This window comes from Epilithonimonas lactis, from assembly GCF_900110605.1.
Lineage (GTDB): Bacteria > Bacteroidota > Bacteroidia > Flavobacteriales > Weeksellaceae > Epilithonimonas > Epilithonimonas lactis.
The window spans coordinates 494,354-511,754 of record NZ_FOFI01000001.1; the positions used below are offsets into that span (position 1 = coordinate 494,354).

The 17,401-nt window shown below is 39.5% G+C and carries 13 protein-coding genes; 7 read left to right on the plus strand and 6 right to left on the minus strand.

The genetic code is table 11. The features are described 5' to 3' along the window. Window position 1: 1 nt before the first annotated feature. The 3 genes from BMW39_RS02330 to BMW39_RS02340 form a co-directional block, all read right to left on the minus strand. Window positions 2-1,348, minus strand: a complete 1,347-nt coding sequence (locus BMW39_RS02330) for a DNA recombination protein RmuC (protein ID WP_034976876.1) — start codon at window positions 1,346-1,348, stop codon at window positions 2-4. Window positions 1,349-1,437: 89 nt separating this feature from the next. After that, entirely contained in the window at window positions 1,438-2,316 is an 879-nt protein-coding gene (locus BMW39_RS02335) for a polyphosphate kinase 2 family protein (protein WP_034976878.1), read from the minus strand. A gap of 77 nt (window positions 2,317-2,393) precedes the next feature. Further along, complete coding sequence (locus tag BMW39_RS02340; protein ID WP_034976879.1) at window positions 2,394-2,882, minus strand: DUF1573 domain-containing protein; 489 nt, start codon at window positions 2,880-2,882, stop codon at window positions 2,394-2,396. A 123-nt stretch (window positions 2,883-3,005) separates the two neighbouring features. Between BMW39_RS02340 and BMW39_RS02345 the strand changes: the two genes are divergently transcribed. The 7 genes from BMW39_RS02345 (at window position 3,006) to BMW39_RS02375 (ending at window position 11,299) form a co-directional block, all read left to right on the plus strand. After that, window positions 3,006-5,624, plus strand: a complete 2,619-nt coding sequence (locus BMW39_RS02345; protein ID WP_034976881.1) for a valine--tRNA ligase — start codon at window positions 3,006-3,008, stop codon at window positions 5,622-5,624. Between the two features lie 72 nt (window positions 5,625-5,696). After that, window positions 5,697-6,341: a DUF4241 domain-containing protein gene (locus BMW39_RS02350; protein WP_034976882.1), complete on the plus strand. Its 645-nt coding sequence runs from the start codon at window positions 5,697-5,699 to the stop codon at window positions 6,339-6,341. Between the two features lie 73 nt (window positions 6,342-6,414). Next, window positions 6,415-7,323 carry a PfkB family carbohydrate kinase gene (locus BMW39_RS02355; protein ID WP_034976883.1) on the plus strand — a complete coding sequence of 303 codons (909 nt, stop codon included), beginning with the start codon at window positions 6,415-6,417 and terminating at the stop codon, window positions 7,321-7,323. A gap of 56 nt (window positions 7,324-7,379) precedes the next feature. Continuing rightward, window positions 7,380-8,243, plus strand: coding sequence for an alpha/beta hydrolase family protein (locus BMW39_RS02360; RefSeq protein WP_034976885.1), 864 nt, complete (start codon window positions 7,380-7,382; stop codon window positions 8,241-8,243). A gap of 108 nt (window positions 8,244-8,351) precedes the next feature. Next, on the plus strand, window positions 8,352-8,996 hold the full coding sequence (locus BMW39_RS02365) for an HD domain-containing protein (RefSeq protein WP_034976886.1): 645 nt from the start codon (window positions 8,352-8,354) through the stop codon (window positions 8,994-8,996). Window positions 8,997-9,024: 28 nt separating this feature from the next. Further along, the gene (locus BMW39_RS02370) at window positions 9,025-9,621 is read left to right on the plus strand and encodes a hypothetical protein (RefSeq protein ID WP_245750437.1); all 597 of its coding nucleotides are present in this window, start codon (window positions 9,025-9,027) and stop codon (window positions 9,619-9,621) included. A gap of 388 nt (window positions 9,622-10,009) precedes the next feature. Next, window positions 10,010-11,299 (plus strand): NAD-dependent succinate-semialdehyde dehydrogenase, encoded by a 1,290-nt coding sequence (locus tag BMW39_RS02375; protein ID WP_034976887.1) that lies wholly within the window; start codon window positions 10,010-10,012, stop codon window positions 11,297-11,299. 215 nt (window positions 11,300-11,514) lie between these two features. Here BMW39_RS02375 and BMW39_RS02380 read toward each other — a convergent pair whose 3' ends face one another. The 3 genes from BMW39_RS02380 to BMW39_RS02390 all read right to left on the minus strand — a co-directional run bounded on the left by BMW39_RS02380 (window position 11,515) and on the right by BMW39_RS02390 (window position 17,322). Further along, on the minus strand, window positions 11,515-12,543 hold the full coding sequence (locus tag BMW39_RS02380) for a L,D-transpeptidase (protein WP_034976889.1): 1,029 nt from the start codon (window positions 12,541-12,543) through the stop codon (window positions 11,515-11,517). Between the two features lie 116 nt (window positions 12,544-12,659). Next, on the minus strand, window positions 12,660-13,622 hold the full coding sequence (locus BMW39_RS02385) for a YpdA family putative bacillithiol disulfide reductase (RefSeq protein WP_034976890.1): 963 nt from the start codon (window positions 13,620-13,622) through the stop codon (window positions 12,660-12,662). A 25-nt stretch (window positions 13,623-13,647) separates the two neighbouring features. Then, window positions 13,648-17,322 (minus strand): T9SS type B sorting domain-containing protein, encoded by a 3,675-nt coding sequence (locus BMW39_RS02390; protein WP_034976892.1) that lies wholly within the window; start codon window positions 17,320-17,322, stop codon window positions 13,648-13,650. Window positions 17,323-17,401: the final 79 nt, after the last annotated feature.

The following is a 17,401-nucleotide window of genomic DNA, read 5'->3' on the forward strand; positions in this document are numbered from 1 at the left end:
TTTACAAATCTTCCTCACCCAAACCCTGAGGAAGATTTTTTTTGTTTTTAATTCCCAGACCTTTCAACTTCTGAGTCTGGATGATCAAATTATCATTCCCCGAACTCAACTGTTTGAAAGCATCATTGTAAGAATTCTTAGCCTGGTCGATATTCTTTCCAACGCGTTCCAGATTATCAACGAAGCCAACAAATTTATCGTACAATTTCGCGCCTCTGTCCGCAATTTCCATTGCATTTCGATTTTGATGTTCGCGTTTCCAAAGGTCTTGGACTAATTTCAAAGAAGTAATAAGGTTGGTTGGACTTAGTAATAAAATTCTTTTGTCATAGGCAAAATTCCAAAGATTTGGGTCGGTTTGCAGAGCCGTCATATAAGCGGCTTCACTTGGCACGAACATCATCACAAAGTCCAAAGATCTGTCAAAATCATCATAAGCTTTCTGACTCAGTTGCAAAATGTGGTTCTTGACCGATTGCAAATGTTGATTCTGTTTGATGGTGAAAATCTCAGCATCCGTTTCGTCCGTCATTTCCACAAAAGCGGTGAGAGAAACTTTGCTGTCTATGATGACGTTTCTGTTGTCTGGATATTTTACAACCGCGTCAGGACGCATTTTTTTACCGGAAAATTCGGAGAAGATTGCTTTGTTGTTTTCATCTCGGAGTTCGTGCTCCATAAAATATTCCTGATTTTTCCTCAATCCTGATTTTTCTAGAATACTTTCCAGGATCATTTCTCCCCAATTTCCCTGCGTTTTGCTTTCACCTTTCAGAGCGCGCGTCAGCTTTTTGGCGTCTTCGGAAATTTGTTGGTTCAGATCTTTCAGTTCACGCACTTTTTCTCCAAGAGAAAAACGTTCTTTGGATTCCTTGTCATAAGTTTCATTCACTGTGTTTTTCAGTTCGTTGATCTTTTCCTGAAAAGGTTCAAGAATCAACTTTAATTGATTCTGATTGAGTTGCGTAAACTTTTCAGATTTTTGTTCTAAAATTTGATTCGCCGTTTTCTCAAACTGCAATCGATTCGTTTCCTGAAGTTTTTCAAAATCCTCTTTTTGATGTTCTAGATTTTCCTGCAAATTTTTATAATGCGCATTGAGTTCCGCATTTGTAAAAAGCAGTTCTTCCTTACTTTTTTGGATCAATGAATTTTCTCTCGTCAATTCAAGATTGGAAAGTTTAAGTTCTTCAATTTTCTGTTGATAATTGAGTTCGTTTTCCTGTGCGCGAATCAGCTTTTCATTAGCTTCATCAAAGTTTTTTTTGCTGACGGAATTTGATTTCATTAAAAGGAAGATTAAAATTCCGCCTACGATTATTCCAATAAATAAGTAAATGATTTCCATTTTATCCTTCGTTATTTTTCACAATATTAAAATAACTTATGTTCACAAAACTGAGGTTTTCCGTAAAATTAATTAATTGATCAAGAATCTTATTTCTCGTTTTCCAACTTATTTTTAGATTCAGCCAAAGCTTTTTTCTCTTTGCCGGAAAGTTCAGGAAATTGCAGATCCATTTCTTCAAGTTTATCAATAATAATTTGAATCGCCGCAACTCTGGAAAACCATTTCTGGTCAGCTGGAATTACAAACCACGGCGCAGAATCGGTGGAAGTTTCCTTGATCGCTTTTTCGTAAGCTTTTTGATAATCATCCCAGAATCCTCTTTCTGTAATATCGCCTTCTGCAAATTTCCAGTTTTTATCTTCTTCATTGATCCTGTCTAGAAATCTTTCTTTCTGCTCCTCTTTGGAAACATTCAGGAAAATCTTGATGATCTTCGTTCCGTTGTTAGCCAAATGCTTTTCAAAGTTGCGAATACTTTCGTATCTGTTTTCCCAGAATTTGTCATCAAATTGCTTCACATCGGTCCAGGTTTTTTCGCTGAGATTATATTCAGGATGAACTTTGCAAACGAGAACACTTTCGTAATGAGAACGGTTGAAAATTCCGATTTTTCCCTTCGCAGGAAGAGCCAGATAATGTCTCCAGATAAAATCGTGAGAATAATCTTTGGAACTTGGCGTTTTGAAACTGGTCACTTCACAGCCTTGCGGATTTACACCACCAAAAACATGTTCTATCAAACTGTCTTTCCCCGCAGCATCCATGGCTTGTAGGACGATTAACAACGATTGACTTCCATCCGCGTAGAGTTTTTCTTGCAACAATCGAAGTTTCTCTTTTTCAATTTCTAAAAGTTGTTTTGCTTCGTCTTTGTTGATCTTTCCTTTATATTTTGTTTCGTGTTTTCCTATCTCGAATTTTGAGTTTTCTTTGATGAGGAAATCATCGGAGAAGTTGTAATCCATAATATTTCATTTAGTGTAAATATAAAAAAAACCGCTCCAAAAAAGGAACGGTTTCTATAACAAATAGTAAATTTTTATTATTGTGCTGCTTCTACTTTTCTAGCAACTTTAGTAACTTTTGTAGCTTTAGTTACAGGTTGTGCTTTTGCAGTCGCTACAGGAGAAGAAACAGTTAATTTTGCTTCTTGATTCACACCTGCAACATCTTCTACAGTTCCTTTGATGTAAAGTACAGATCTGTTGTTTGCTGGGTCATTAGAATAAACCTCGATCAATTTGTTGAAAGCACCTTTGATGCCTGTATTGTATCCAACTTTGATTTGAGCCGTTTTACCTGGTAAGATCGGGTCTTTGCTCCATTCTGGTGTAGTACATCCGCAAGAAGGTTTCACTTCGCTGATGATAAGTGGCTTGTCTCCAGTGTTTTTTACAGTGAAAAATCTGTGACCATCAGCTCCAGCTTTTACATTTCCGTAATCGAAAGTTGTTTTGTCAAATGAGATCGTTTGAGCAGATGCAAAAGCCAAAGCTCCTGTCATAAATAATCCTGCAAGAATCTTTTTCATATTTTTTTGTTTTAGTATAATTAAACTTTTAAGTAACAAAGTTATAAATAATTTAAATATGTGATGTTAATTTTTTCACATTATCTTATTTTTGCAACTTATAAGCCAAAAATAACTTACGACATGCAGATCGCTGACAAATATAGCCCACAAGAAACCGAGCAAAAATGGTATGACTTCTGGTTGGAAAACAAATATTTCCACTCCACTCCAGATGACAGACCACCTTACACGATTGTAATTCCACCACCAAACGTGACTGGAATCCTTCACATGGGACACATGTTGAACAATACGATCCAGGATGTTTTGGTCAGAAGAGCGAGAATGCAAGGTTTCAATGCTTGTTGGGTTCCGGGAACGGATCACGCATCAATCGCAACAGAAGCGAAAGTTGTAGCTAAATTGAAGTCTGAAGGCATCAGCAAAAAAGATATCACGAGAGAAGAATTCCTAAAGCACGCTTGGGAATGGAAAGAAAAATACGGTGGAACCATATTGGAGCAATTGAAAAAACTAGGTTGTTCTTGCGACTGGGACAGAACGAGATTCACGATGGAAGAGAATCTTTCCAAATCTGTGATCAAGGTTTTTGTTGATCTTTATAACAAAGGATTGATTTACAGAGGTTACAAAGTAGTGAATTGGGATCCAGAAGCGCAAACCAATATTTCTGATGAAGAGGTGATCTTCAAAGAGCAAAACGGAAAATTATTCTATTTAAAATATAAAATTGAAGGAACACAAGATTTCTTAACTGTTGCGACAACGCGTCCAGAAACCATTTTTGGCGATGTTGCCGTTTGCGTCAATCCAAATGACGAGAGATATGCTCATTTGAAAGGGAAGAACGTCATCGTTCCAATCGTTGGTAGAGTAGTTCCGATCATCGAGGACGATTATGTTGATATTGAATTCGGGACTGGAGCGTTGAAAATCACGCCGGCTCACGATATTAATGATTATGAAATTGGACAAAGACACGGCTTACCAATCATCGATTCTATGGATAATGATGCGGTTCTGAACGAACACGGAATGCATTACCAAGGTCAGGGAAGATTTACCGTTAGAAAAGAAATCGCCAAAGAATTAGAAAAAAACGACCTTCTTCTAAAAGCCGAAGATTACGTGAACAAAGTTGGAACTTCTGAAAGAACTGGCGCCGTGATTGAACCGAAAATTTCTGTTCAATGGTTTCTGAAAATGTCCGAAATGGCAAAACCAGCTTTGGATGTTGTGATGGATGATAAGATCAAATTCCATCCTGAAAAATTCAAAAATACCTATCGTTATTGGATGGAGAATGTTCATGATTGGAACATTTCTCGTCAGCTTTGGTGGGGACAGCAGATTCCGGCGTTCTACTATGGGACGGGCGAAAATGAATTTGTGGTAGCTGAAAATATCGAAGATGCTGTAAAATTAGCACAAGAGAAAACTTCCAACTTCCAACTTCAAGCTTCCGACCTAAAACAGGACGAAGATGCGTTGGATACTTGGTTCTCCTCTTGGTTGTGGCCAATGTCGGTTTTCGAAGGGATTTTGGATCCGGAAAATAAAGACATCAATTATTATTATCCAACGGCAGATTTGGTTACTGGACCAGATATCATCTTCTTCTGGGTTGCCAGAATGATCATGGCTGGATTGGAATTCAGGCAAGAAGTGCCTTTTAAAAATGTTTATTTCACCGGAATTGTACGAGATAAACAAAGACGAAAAATGTCCAAGCAACTAGGAAACTCGCCAGATCCAATTGATTTGATCGAGAAATATGGTGCAGATGGCGTTCGTGTGGGAAGTTTATTGAGTTCTGCAGCAGGAAATGATCTTTTGTTTGATGAAGATTTGATGTTGCAGGGAAGAAATTTCGCTACCAAAATTTGGAATGCGTACAAGTTGATCCAAGGTTGGAAGCGTGACGAATCTATCAAAGCGCAAAACCACGACCTTCAAACCATCGCATGGTTCGGAGAACAACTGAATAAAACAATTGGCGAGATTGAAGATCAATTCTCGAAATTCAGGATCTCTGACGGATTGCATTTGGTTTACAAACTGATCTGGGACGATTTCTGTTCTTGGTATTTGGAAGCCGTAAAACCGAACTTTGGCGAGGCGATCAGTGAAGAGGTTTATCAAAAGACGATTGCTTATTTTGAGGAATTGATGAAATTGTTGCATCCATTTATGCCTTTCCTGTCAGAAGAACTTTGGCAGTCGATTTCGGATAGAAAGATTGATGAAGCGTTGATTATCACGCAACAGAAAAAATCTGAAAGTTATAACGAGCAGACCATCAAAGATTTTGATTTTGCTAAAGAAGTGATCTCCGGCGTTAGAAATTATCGACAGTCAAAAGGAATTTCGCCAAGAGAATCCGTGAAAGTTTTCACCAATGCAACGGAACTAAAAGATGCTGACGTGATTACTAAATTATCAAATATTTCAGAGATCAATTTCGCTCAAAAAACGGATAAACCTAGTTTCACATTCTTGGTTGGCTCCAATGAGTTCTCAATTCCATTAAGCGAAAATCTTGACCTTGGTGAAGAAAAAATCAAAACTGAAGAAGAGATCAAATATCTGAAAGGCTTCTTAATTTCTGTTGATAAAAAGCTTTCAAACGAGAAATTCGTTGCCAATGCAAAACCAGAAGTTGTAGAGATCGAACGTAAAAAACAAAAAGACGCTCAGGATAAAATTGTCCTTTTAGAAGAAAAATTAAAGAGTTTGTAGGACACTGGAAGTTGGATCAATGTTTTCAATAAAGTAAACTTCCATCTTCCAGCACCAAACATCCATCAGATTATGACACACATCGAAAACATAAAAAAACTATTCTCCAAAAATTTTGTAGAAAATCCACTTCTAGAGACCTATGATGCGGGAAAGATCTATATTTCGTCAGGTTTCATCGTGGCTAGTGATCCATTGATCTCGCCGGATCATTCGGCTTTCACACAAGAATTTCCGAAAGGTGATTTCCCGGTTCATGTCTATAAAGAAACAGAATCCAATTGCGTGGCTTACGCCGAGATTGTTTTTGATAAAAATCAAATTGCAGAGAACTGGAAATTGGCTTTGTCTGACGGTCAGAATTTGAAAGATTTGAAGGACGAAGAGATCTACGGTTATCTCGTAGAATCTGGAATGGGAAGCTTCATGGACAAAGATACCCAGAACGCTTTGAATCAATTAGAAAAAGATCTGTTTCAGCAAAAGGGTGATCAGTTTATGGGAATCTACGAGGAGTTTTTCCATTCGCATTTCTTTGACGAAAATGGCGCAATAGACCAGTTTTCAGTTTTGAAACCTTATCAAGATAAACAGGAAAATATTGTCGCTTTCGAGACAGGTTATGGCGAAGGATTCTATGCAACGTATATTGGTTATTCTAAAGATAATCAAGTGGTTAAGTTAATTTCTGAATTTATAGAAATTGGTATGGATTAATTTGTTACTTTAGCCTGTAACAAATTCGCAGTTAGCGATTCCATCTGACCTTTGAAACGTTGAATGTTAGCCAATGAAACTGAGTAATACAAAACCGCAAATCGTAGTTGTAGGAAGTTCTTCCATCGATCTTATCCTAAAGACTACCATCATACCGACAGCCAATAAGACTGTTCTTGCCAGAAATTTGTCAAGTTATCTTGGCGGGAAAGGTGCCAATCAGGCCATTGCGACCTCTCGTTTGGGCGCTCATACTTCACTGGTGAGTTGTGTTGGGATGGATCCCTATGGTCAGCAGGTTTTAAGAAATCTGGATGATGAAGGTGTGAATGTAGCTTACGTTTGCGAAGACGAGGACGAAGCAACGGGAACGGCTTATGTCACCGCTTCGGATGAAGGGAATTCTATAGTGGTTGTGCCTGCTGCCAATTATAATTTGGGTTCAAAGAATATTGACGAAGCTGAGAAATATCTCAACGCAGCGGATCTGATTCTCACTCAAATGGAGATCCCGACCAAAACGGTGGAATACCTTTTCAAAAAAGCCAAGAAGCTGAATAAGAAAATTGGGATCTACGCCGCGCCGGCCAGCAGACTTTCCGATGAATTGATAGATTATGCGACCTTTATCGTTGCAAAAAGTACCGATCTTGAGGTGATTTTTGGACAAGGCAATCACGAAGATATCATCAAGCATTTGCCAAACAAACTATTTGTGAGAGATGGCGCCAACAGCACCAGCTATTTTGATGGTTCCGAGATGAAATATTTCCGAAAAAATCCAAGCACAGAAGCGCACAGCATGGGATTGGGAGATGCTTTCACGTCTGGTTTTTCCATCGCACTCCTTCATGGGAATTCTATCGAGGATTGTGTGAAGTTTGGAAACGAAGTTGCATTGAAAGCGGCCGACTACAGAGGCTCTCAGAAAGGTCTGCCTTATCTTGCTGAGATGAAGGAATTGATATCTCTTGCATACTAAAACCACCAAAAAGCCAAAGAAAATTTTCTGCTTTTACGGAAATCTAATCGCTTTTCATGAAAAGTATCGATGTTTTGACCCAGGACAATTATTCATTGTCTGTCCACCTTTTTGAGCCTGCAGATCCGAATCACAAACTATTACTGATCAACTCGGCAACGGGTGTGAAACAGCAGATCTACTTTTCATTTGCACAATTTTTCTGTGATCAGGGTTTTACGGTCATCACTTATGATTATCGTGGCATTGGACTTTCGAAACCAAAAAAGATGAGAGGTTTTGAAGCGTCGATGAGAGTTTGGGGAACTGTAGATTATAAAGCATTGACCAATTACATTAAAACCAATTTTCCAAACCAGCAGAAGTTTTGCCTTGGACATTCGCTCGGTGCTTTGATCTTGGGAATGAATGAAGATTCGAAGATGTTTGAGGAGTTCATTTTTGTTGGAACGCAGAACGCTTTTGTCGGAAATTTAAAGTTCAAAACAAAGGTCGAGGCTTATCTTGGATTCGGAATTGCACAGCCGTTGTCGACCAAGATTCTGGGTTATTTTCCCGGAAATTGGTTCGGATTAGGCGAGAGTTTACCCGCTGGAAGTGCTTTCGATTGGCAAACGCTCATTCTCAATAGAAAATCGACCAACAAGTTGTTGGAAAAGGTGAAGGATTACTCAAAAGACCTGACTCAAAAGGTTTTTGTCATCAGAGCAGAAGATGATGCGTGGCTCACAGAAAAAGGTGTGAGGTCACTTTTAGAAGACACTTACCCGAATATGAGACCAACCTACAGATTAATCAAAACCTCCGAATCGGAAAAGAACGAAATAGGACACATCAACTTTTTCCGAAGCTACAACAGGAAACTTTGGAATATCATTCTTAAGGAGCTGGAAGTTGGAGGTCGGAAGTCAGAAGATTAAAAAACTGAAAATAGTTTCTTTCTTTGATGAGTCAAACATCTTGCGAATCTTAAAATATTTTTAACATAAATAAAAAAATCATTGCGCATTTTGCGTTTAAAAAGTAATATGGAATTGATCAACAAAACAATAGATTTAGTAAAAGAAAAATTAGAAGGTACAGAATCCGGTCACGACTGGTTTCACATAGAACGCGTCTGGAAGCTGAGTTTGCACATCCATGAGAAAGAAGGCGGCGACAAATTGGTCATCGAATTAGCTGCACTTTTGCACGACATCGCTGACCCAAAATTCCACAACGGCGACGAAACCATCGCTACAAAGATCGTAACCGAATTTCTGACCGAGCAAAAAGTAGATCAGGAAACCATAGACAAGGTCATTTTCATCATAGAAAATATGTCCTTCAAAAACAGAAATGACGCTCCGAAAGATCTTCCTTTGGAACTGAAGATCGTACAGGACGCAGACAGATTAGATGCAATCGGTGCCATAGGAATTGCCAGAACTTTCAACTTCGGCGGCTACAAAAATAATCTGATGTACCATCCAGAAATCCAACCGAAACTGGCACAATCCAAAGAAGAGTACAAAAAATCCAACGGAACCACGATTAACCATTTCTATGAAAAATTGTTGCTTCTCAAAGATCTGCTCAATACAAAAACAGCCAAAGAAATTGCCGAGCACAGGCATCAATTTATGCTTCAGTTTCTGGACGAATTCTACAAAGAATGGAATGTCACTTTTTAATTAAAGAGAAACCATTATCTTTGTTTCAATGATAATCATTCTAATCCTAATTTTTCTCATCATTGCATTGTTTCTATCGGGCATCCGAGGAGGAAAATGGAGTTTTTGGAACAAGGTCGTCCGCACAATTATTACCATTTCTGCAGCGGCCTATTTCACATTTTGGTTCGTAGAGAGGAGTGTTTCCCAGTTTTTGGAAAACTCATTAGCGGTTCAGGTCATCAATTATCTGCCGCAGCCAATAGATTTTTACATCATCAGGATTCAAGACCAAGTCCCTGAATATCAGAAATTCAGTTCCAAACACGTTGGTCAGATCCGCCCAGAATATTTCAGGATAGAGTACCTCAATATGCAGAAGTCCAATGAGTTTTGGGTCGTTGGTTATCTGGGGAAAGGTAATTTGGTCTACTTTTCACAAGTTGCCGTTCCAAACAAAAACGAAGACAAGATCATCGAGGTTCGCAACTACATCAACCACAGTTTGAAACTCTCCGCCATCGCCACAGAAAAAGTAGCAGAATTGAAGTACGAGAACATCAAACTCAGCATTTGGGTGACTTTGGATCTGCTGTTGATATTCCTCAACGCCGTTTTGCTTTTCAGAAGCAATAAGAAAAAGTAGAATTATTTGGGCAGCTTTTGACATCCGTCGAAACTTTATTTTTATTGTTTTTATGGCAGCTTTTCCGCCTTCCACTCCCGCTATTTTTTGCCTTCGCTCTTCCAGCCACAAAAAATGAGCTCCGTTCAAGTCGGGCTGCGATGATGACCTGGTTTCGAAACGTGTCTTGCATTTCAAAAGTCTAAGCCATAATTTCCTATTTACAGATTTTTAGTGGAACTGAATCACAACATTTTACAAATCTCCAATTTCATTATTTATAAAATTTAATACTAAAATTTATAAAAAGTATAAAATTTGGTTTTCGTTTGATGAGCAACTTTGTACATTTAGCAATTCAAATAAGTGGTACAATTACTGCAGCCTAATTAGACAAAAATATTTCAAAATGAATCTATCAAACCATATAAATTCAGCACAGAAAACTTTCCTGGAATGGAAAAAAGTACCTTTCACAGAAAGACAAACATTACTTCTGAAACTCGCCGACGTTCTCGAAAAAGACAAAGAAAAATTCGCAAAACTCATCACCACAGAAATGCACAAACCGATTTCCCAATCCATTGCAGAAATCGAAAAAAGCGCAGGAATGATAAGATATTATGCAAAAGCAGAAAACGTCCTGAAACCAGAGAAGATCAAAACAGAATTCGATGTTTCTGAAGTTCATTACGATGCGTTGGGAATTATTCTAGGCGTGATGCCTTGGAATTTTCCGTTCTGGCAAGTCCTGAGATTTGCAGTTCCAGCGATTTTGGCAGGAAATGTAGTCTTGCTGAAACACGCTTCCATCTGCTTCGAGAGTGGCGACGCGGTCGAGAAAGTTTTCAAAGATGCAGGTTTCCCAGAATATATTTTCCAAAATCTGAGAATTGGTCACGAAGAAATCAAAGAAATCCTGGAAAATCCATATGTACGTGGCGTAAGCTTGACAGGAAGCGAAAAAGCCGGTGCAAACGTTGCAGCGCTCGCAGGGAAAAATATCAAAAAATCTGTTCTGGAATTGGGCGGAAGTGATGCTTACATTGTGTTGGACGATGCAGATGTAGAAAAAGCAGCAACAGAAGCACCAAGCGGAAAACTTCAAAATACAGGTCAGGTTTGTAATGCGGCGAAACGTTTCATCGTGCATCAAAAAGTGGAGAAAGATTTTGTTCCGAAATTCGTAGCGGAATTTAACTCATATCAACCAGCTGACCCTTTCAATAAGGAAACGAAGCTGAGCAAAATGGCAAGACCAGATTTGGCGGACGAACTGGAAAGCCAGTACAAAAAAGCTTTGAGAAACGGGGCAGAAGTGGTTTTGGCCCTAGAACGTATTTCGGAGAGTGAGTTTCGTCCCGGAATCATCTTGGTGAAGGAAGGTAATCCGATTTTGCAGGAAGAACTATTCGGGCCTTTGGCAATGCTGATGGTTGGGAAAGATGATGAGGAGATTCTGAAACTGGCGAATGACATTCCGTTTGGATTGGGAAATTCGGTTTGGACGAAAGATAAGAAACGCGCACAGTTCTTCATAGAAAACCTGGAATCTGGAACTGTTTCCATCAACAAATCTACAAGTTCTGATGCTAGACTTCCTTTCGGCGGTGCCAAATCCTCTGGTTACGGCGTTGAGTTGTCTTTGCACGCCATCAAGGAATTTACGCAAATCAAAACGGTGGTTGGAAATATTTAGATAAGCGCTTTGACTCAGCTCAATGTGCCGATTATAATAATAAAAAACCCTTTCAAGATAATCTTTGAAAGGGTTTTTGTTTTATTTGAATGACAAATCTTCTTTTGAAGACCAATCCCATAGCCCCGATAGTAACGGTTACCCCACAGCAGGCGTTGGGAAAAGCCTTGGCGCGAGGAGTAATAGTGGATAGCGGGATCAAGCTCCTAGAAAACTTAATTCATATTTGCTGATAGCTGATTCTGGCTTTTTAGATTGGCGAGAGAATCTGCTTTTGCTTTTTTCTCAGCTATAACCTGCTGAATCACAATGTCTCTGTTTTCCTGCTCCTTCATAATGGTTGCAAGATGAGGTTCTATGATTTTGTTCATTTCGTCTTCGGAAATGTTGTTAGCTTCCGGCGAATCTAGAAGTTTTTTCCAAGGTCGTCTCTTGCCCCAAGGATAATCCCCGTAAACGATAACTGGCGTTCCCTTTGCTCTTTCTGTTGCTCCGCCTTTGTTCAGAACCCAATTGTCTACCCAGGTGTACATCCATTTGGCGTCTTCCTCCAACATCCGTAGACAGGCGTGCGAAGCTGGATATCCGGGCATTGCGTACTGATGCCAGCCGATGCCGTCAAAATTGGCAATATTCACGTTCCATCGTAGTTTCCACTCATCGCTGACGGTGGAGATGGCGACTTCTTTTTTCCAGTTGGCGAACATCAAACCAGTTTTGGTCTTGGTGGCTTTTTTGCCCATACTGGTTGGTCCCCATTTCACGATGTTTCCGTACTCATAAACGCCGTACGCCTGAATCGGGTAGGAGAAGAATACGAATTTTTTCACATTTTCCAGACTCGTGATGTGGCCTGGAAATGGTGAGTATATCAGGAAGTCGTCCTCGATTTTTGCGGGAACAACCAAGGTGTCTGCAGCGCCGATGTTGGCTTTGTCCAGACGATTAAGCGCAAGAATCGTGTAGAGTGCTTTGCCGGTAAATTCTTTTTTGTTCTTTTGAGAAACGGAGTCGGTGCTTTTGTAGACCCAAGGGAAAAATCCGAAATCTTTTCTTGGGATGACCACGTCTGGAACTTTTGGTTTTTCGTCTTCTTTTTTCTCTTCCTCTTTTTTGTCATCGGAACCCAAAATGTCCGTGATAGGATTGTCTTTTGTCTCGGAAGGTACATTTTCGTCCTTTTTACATTGAACCAAAATTAAGCTCGAGGCGATAAATAAAGGAAGTAGGTTTTTAATTTTCATAGGATTCTTAGTGTTTTTTTTCAGCCTGAATATAAACAAAAAGAGTACCATTTGGAAATTAAAAAAGGTTTCAACTTATAAATGTGGAAAATTTAATTATCAATATCAATAATCGTTTATGACTTGTCAATAATGTTTTTGATGATTTGTTTGGCGTGGATTCTGGAATTTTCTATAAACCAGAGATGCGTGTCCTTTCCACCACAAACGACACCTGCGAGATATATTCCTTCGATATTGCTTTCCATTGTCTCGGGATTGTAATTGGGATTCAGACATTCGTTTTGTAAATCTACTCCAATATTTTGGAGGAAATTAAAATCGGGCAGATAGCCTGTCATTGCAAGGACAAAGTCATTTTCTATTTCTTTGATGTCGCCAGTTTCGGTTTTGAAGATGACGGAATGTTCTTTCACTTCCAAGAGCTCAGCGCCGAAAAAAGCCTTGATGCTGCCTTCTTTGATTCGGTTTTCGATGTCTGGTTTGACCCAATATTTGACGCTTGGTGAGATTTCATTTTTACGGACAATCATTGTCACGTTTCCTCCTTTTCGGTAAATTTCCAAAGCAGCATCCACCGAAGAATTACTGGAGCCTATGACCACAACGTTTTGAAATGCGTAAGGATAAGGTTCTGTGTAATAATGCTTGACCTTAGGCAAATCTTCGCCTGGAATGTCCATCATATTAGGGATATCATAGAAACCTGTGGCGATGATGACATTTTTGGCAAAGTAAATCTGTTTACTCGTTTCGACCTGGAAAAAAGTTGATTTCTCAATATTCAGAACTTTCTCATACGGTCTGATGTTAAGTTCTTTTTGACGCGCAATGCCTTGGTAATATTCCAGGGCATCTTGTCTGCCAGGTTTTGGTTTGGTGGTGATGAATGGAATTTCGTCAATCTCCAAACGGTCAGCCGTCGAGAAAAAAGTCATATACAAAGGATAGTTGTAAAGGCTGTTCGCCACTGTTCCTTTCTCTATAATGATATATTTTAAATTATTTTTTTTCGCTTCCAGAGCGCTTGCCAAGCCAATTGGTCCGCCGCCAACAATAAGAACATCGTATAATTCCATAACCCAAATTTACGGCTTTTTGGCATTAATTTCTATTTTTTAAAAGGATCCAGCCAGTAAGCACTTTATCAGGCAACGTGATGATGTACCAATAGCTGGCTGTCGGCAGAGCTCTTCTGTTGAATGTTCCATCCCAAGTGAAACTGCTTGTGCTGGATTGATCATAGACCAATACACCATTTCTGTCGTAGATTTTAACTGTGGATGGAATATCTTTGAAAACATCCAGGTCTTTGAAAATCCATCTGTCATTCACGCCATCATCATTAGGCGTTATCACATTATTGATATTGACAGAAAGGCCATCTCTTGTGAGTCCAAGACAATCGGAGTTTTCGAATCTGACATAGAATCGAACAGGACCTGGCGTGAGGTTTTCAAAGATATTGGAGTCTTGCCAAGTGATGCCATCAATGGAATAAACAATTTTTCTGCTTCCAGTTGCAATCACCTGATAGGATGTCGCGCTTAGTCCGTCCAATTCTTTGATGATAGGCACTTCATAAGCCAGCACATCAAAAGTTTCTGTGTAAGTACAGTTGTTAGCAATACGAATTGTGAGTGAGTATTGACCTTCAACTTTGATGTCATCTATAAATTTACCAGTAGATATGATCTCTCCTGCCGGATTTCTCCAAATATATTCGATTGGGCTTAGATAAGAAAGATCTGGTTCAATTCTGATTCCGACACCAGGACAAAAATAGTAAGGTGGCAATTCAAACGCTGGTGTATTCTTTAATGTGATATTGATTTGAACCAATGCAGGACAAAAACTGGTACTCTCAACTTTGACGAAAATGACAGGTGGTTGAATCTTATTGTTGTAAGAATAAGCAGTTGGTGTTGTGATCTTATTTGTATTTTTATTCAAATCATCCAGAGTCGGATAGTAGGAATAGATGGCTGTAGAATTGTAGATTTCACTTTCGAATTGGGTTAGATTCAATGTCTCTAAGCCGTCATTGGCTTCATCACATTGCTCTAGGGCAAAATTATCACTGGTCACAGGAAGTACAGGCCCTGACGTGAAATCTATCGTGGAAGGCAAGGTAAAACATCCTACCAGATTTTCTACCAGAACATAGATCCTGTTGGGAAATGGAACTGGAGAAAAGTTTTCTGGATCTTGGATTGGATTGTTGCTCAAAACATCCGCCTCCGTCAGAAAAAACATAAAGTGATTTTCCGGATCTGTTTCGCTCACCATATTTCTAGTGTACTGTGGTAAAAGCAAATTAACTTCCGGATTACCATCCAAGTTGCTATCACAAACCTGAATTGTTGATGGAATGGCTTTTGGTGGGAAGTAGGTCTTTAAAATAATAGATGATACAGAAAAACAGTGTGTATTTTTTGATTCGAATCTTGCCCAAAAAGTAATCGTGTTGACGTACGTGGTTTGAAGATTTGATACGGAATTTGTGCCTAGAACTGCGTCTTCCCTAGTAGCGTAATAGGTAACGTCCATATCAGCTAGCGTGTCTGTATTCTGAGCAGTGATGAACATATCGGCTTTCGCTTCGTTCAGGTCATATGTTTCGCCGTAGTCGTAACCTTTGTCGCATTTTGCAATGATCGTGGGTTGGATCTTGACAGTCGGTAAAAAATTAAAATTAATAGTGATCTTCGCTACGGCGTAGCAGGCTCCTCTCGAAATCTGAACATAGACATCCGTGCTTTCAGTAAGTGGAAATGCGGTCGGATCTGCAATTCCGTTGCTAAAGATACGGGTACTTGAATCATAATTTCTGTAATAAGTGTAGGTGAAAACTTCTGAACCAGAATATATCTCAGTTTGATATTGTGTCAGATCATAAGGTTCGGAACCATCATTGTTGTTGTCGCAGATCAATCCCAGATTTGCAGTCACTGCTTCTTTGCTAAGGACTGGACTGCCGACAAGGGTCAAAGTTATTGGATAAACGCGGTAGCAGTCACCGTTGTCCGCTTCCATATCCAAACGAACGTAGACCACTGCTGGAGAATTGGAGCTGGTAAGAAGGAACGTCGTGATCTCGCCTGTGTCTGCATTCGCACTTGTAGCATCGCTAAAATAACTAACTGTTACGGGCTGACTTCCGGCAATGGCGCCATTCAATATGTTCAATGTGACATTTTCTGTTCCGTCATTTTGGAAGTCACAGATATCATGTTCTTTCTCTGCAATCGGATTTCGAAGTTCTATCGTTATTTTTTTGACGGTGAAGCAGCCATCAGAATTCTCGAATCTCACAAAATAGACGTACGTAAGATGGTCGCCGTCATCTGTTAGGATTTGAATTGGCGGAACTGATTCTATTTCATTTGGTACGGTCGCGTCGTTTTCGGTTTTGTAGAAGGTGACTTTGGTGATGTCTGAGATCGGTGAGATCAGCATTTCCGGATAGATGGTGTTCAGGTCCACGGTAAAGTCTTCCGTTCCATCAAAGCAATATAGCTTTTTAATATCTATGGCTTCGATCTTGTCCAGAAATGTAATGTTCATATTTACAATTCCGATAGAAAAGCAGCCACTTCGGTTTGTCACCCTTGCGTATACTGTATATTGGCCACCTCTGATATTGGATATCCCGGCACCACCAGCTTCCGCCGCGGCCATTGAACTGTAATATCTTACCATGAGTGTTGGGTCGGTGGTGATGAGAGATGTTAGGGTATTAAAATCAAATACCTCAGTATTGTCGGCGTTGTTATCACAAACAGTATTATTATAGTTAATAGGACTGTTGATGATTGGTGCATCACCGCCTGTACTGTAAGTGATGTCGATATCATCGCTCAATGTAAAATTGGATCCGCAGACCAAATAGTTGAGTGTTACCGTATATTTATCCGTTTGTGTAGGGCACGCGTTGATGGTCGCGCCACTTCCAACCGTTTGGCCAGCTGCATTTTTCCACGTGATGCTTGGTAGAACGATTGCGCCATCGGGAGTATATTTCCAACTCTCATTATCAGTTTGCCAGATTCCTCTATTTCTTCCAGTTGGTGATAGTCCGTCGTCTCCTGCAGCATTCATGGTGCCAATCAATGATTCCTTGAAACGCGCCGTAGCACATGGTAGTGGTTTGTTCTCGATGTTGATCTCAATTTCGTTGGAGAATTCTGATAGGACAATTTGAAAGGTGGAAGTCTCTGTACAACCAGTCAATCTTGCTTTGTAGTAATTGATTACAAATTTTCTGCAAGGAGCTGTTCCGACCACGGAGTAGTAGATCTCTGAATCATCGGTATTAGAAAATATCAAATCCTGCATGGTACCGAAAATGGAGTTTTTTGGTAACAGCGGGCTGGGATTATCGGCCAAAAGATTTGGATTGCTTGAAAGTCCAGCTTGCGTGGTGTCAAATGTTATAAAGCCATTCGTACTGATCACGAATTTGTTATAAGTTCCGCCGTAAAAACAAAAATTGAAAGGTAACGGGATAACGCCTGAGAAGCTATCATCTGAATTAGCATTGAGTGGTGTTCCTTGATCAAAAGGAATGACCGGAGCGTAAGTTTGAGGTGCTACTTTGTAGGAAGTTGTCAACGTAGTTGTAGGAACATTGGTTGTCAATTCGATACAGGCACCGGTCCCACATGTAAGTTGCGCCGATGTGTTTCCAAAAATATCAGTTGCGGTAATGGGGGAACAGATCTGTGAATTGAAAAATTGAGTGCTTAGTAATGCAATCAGCGCTATTATCAGTTTCATATTTCACACTTTAATTATTGTCAAAATTAGTTAAAATATATCATTATCATAACATAATTTGCTTTAATAATTAATTATG

Coding starts and splice junctions, on each gene's coding strand:
- BMW39_RS02330 (WP_034976876.1), bottom strand. CDS start 1,348: ATGGAAATCATTTACTTATTTATTGGAATAATCGTAGGCGGAATTTTA.
- BMW39_RS02335 (WP_034976878.1), bottom strand. CDS start 2,316: ATGGATTACAACTTCTCCGATGATTTCCTCATCAAAGAAAACTCAAAA.
- BMW39_RS02340 (WP_034976879.1), bottom strand. CDS start 2,882: ATGAAAAAGATTCTTGCAGGATTATTTATGACAGGAGCTTTGGCTTTT.
- BMW39_RS02345 (WP_034976881.1), top strand. CDS start 3,006: ATGCAGATCGCTGACAAATATAGCCCACAAGAAACCGAGCAAAAATGG.
- BMW39_RS02350 (WP_034976882.1), top strand. CDS start 5,697: ATGACACACATCGAAAACATAAAAAAACTATTCTCCAAAAATTTTGTA.
- BMW39_RS02355 (WP_034976883.1), top strand. CDS start 6,415: ATGAAACTGAGTAATACAAAACCGCAAATCGTAGTTGTAGGAAGTTCT.
- BMW39_RS02360 (WP_034976885.1), top strand. CDS start 7,380: ATGAAAAGTATCGATGTTTTGACCCAGGACAATTATTCATTGTCTGTC.
- BMW39_RS02365 (WP_034976886.1), top strand. CDS start 8,352: ATGGAATTGATCAACAAAACAATAGATTTAGTAAAAGAAAAATTAGAA.
- BMW39_RS02370 (WP_245750437.1), top strand. CDS start 9,025: ATGATAATCATTCTAATCCTAATTTTTCTCATCATTGCATTGTTTCTA.
- BMW39_RS02375 (WP_034976887.1), top strand. CDS start 10,010: ATGAATCTATCAAACCATATAAATTCAGCACAGAAAACTTTCCTGGAA.
- BMW39_RS02380 (WP_034976889.1), bottom strand. CDS start 12,543: ATGAAAATTAAAAACCTACTTCCTTTATTTATCGCCTCGAGCTTAATT.
- BMW39_RS02385 (WP_034976890.1), bottom strand. CDS start 13,622: ATGGAATTATACGATGTTCTTATTGTTGGCGGCGGACCAATTGGCTTG.
- BMW39_RS02390 (WP_034976892.1), bottom strand. CDS start 17,322: ATGAAACTGATAATAGCGCTGATTGCATTACTAAGCACTCAATTTTTC.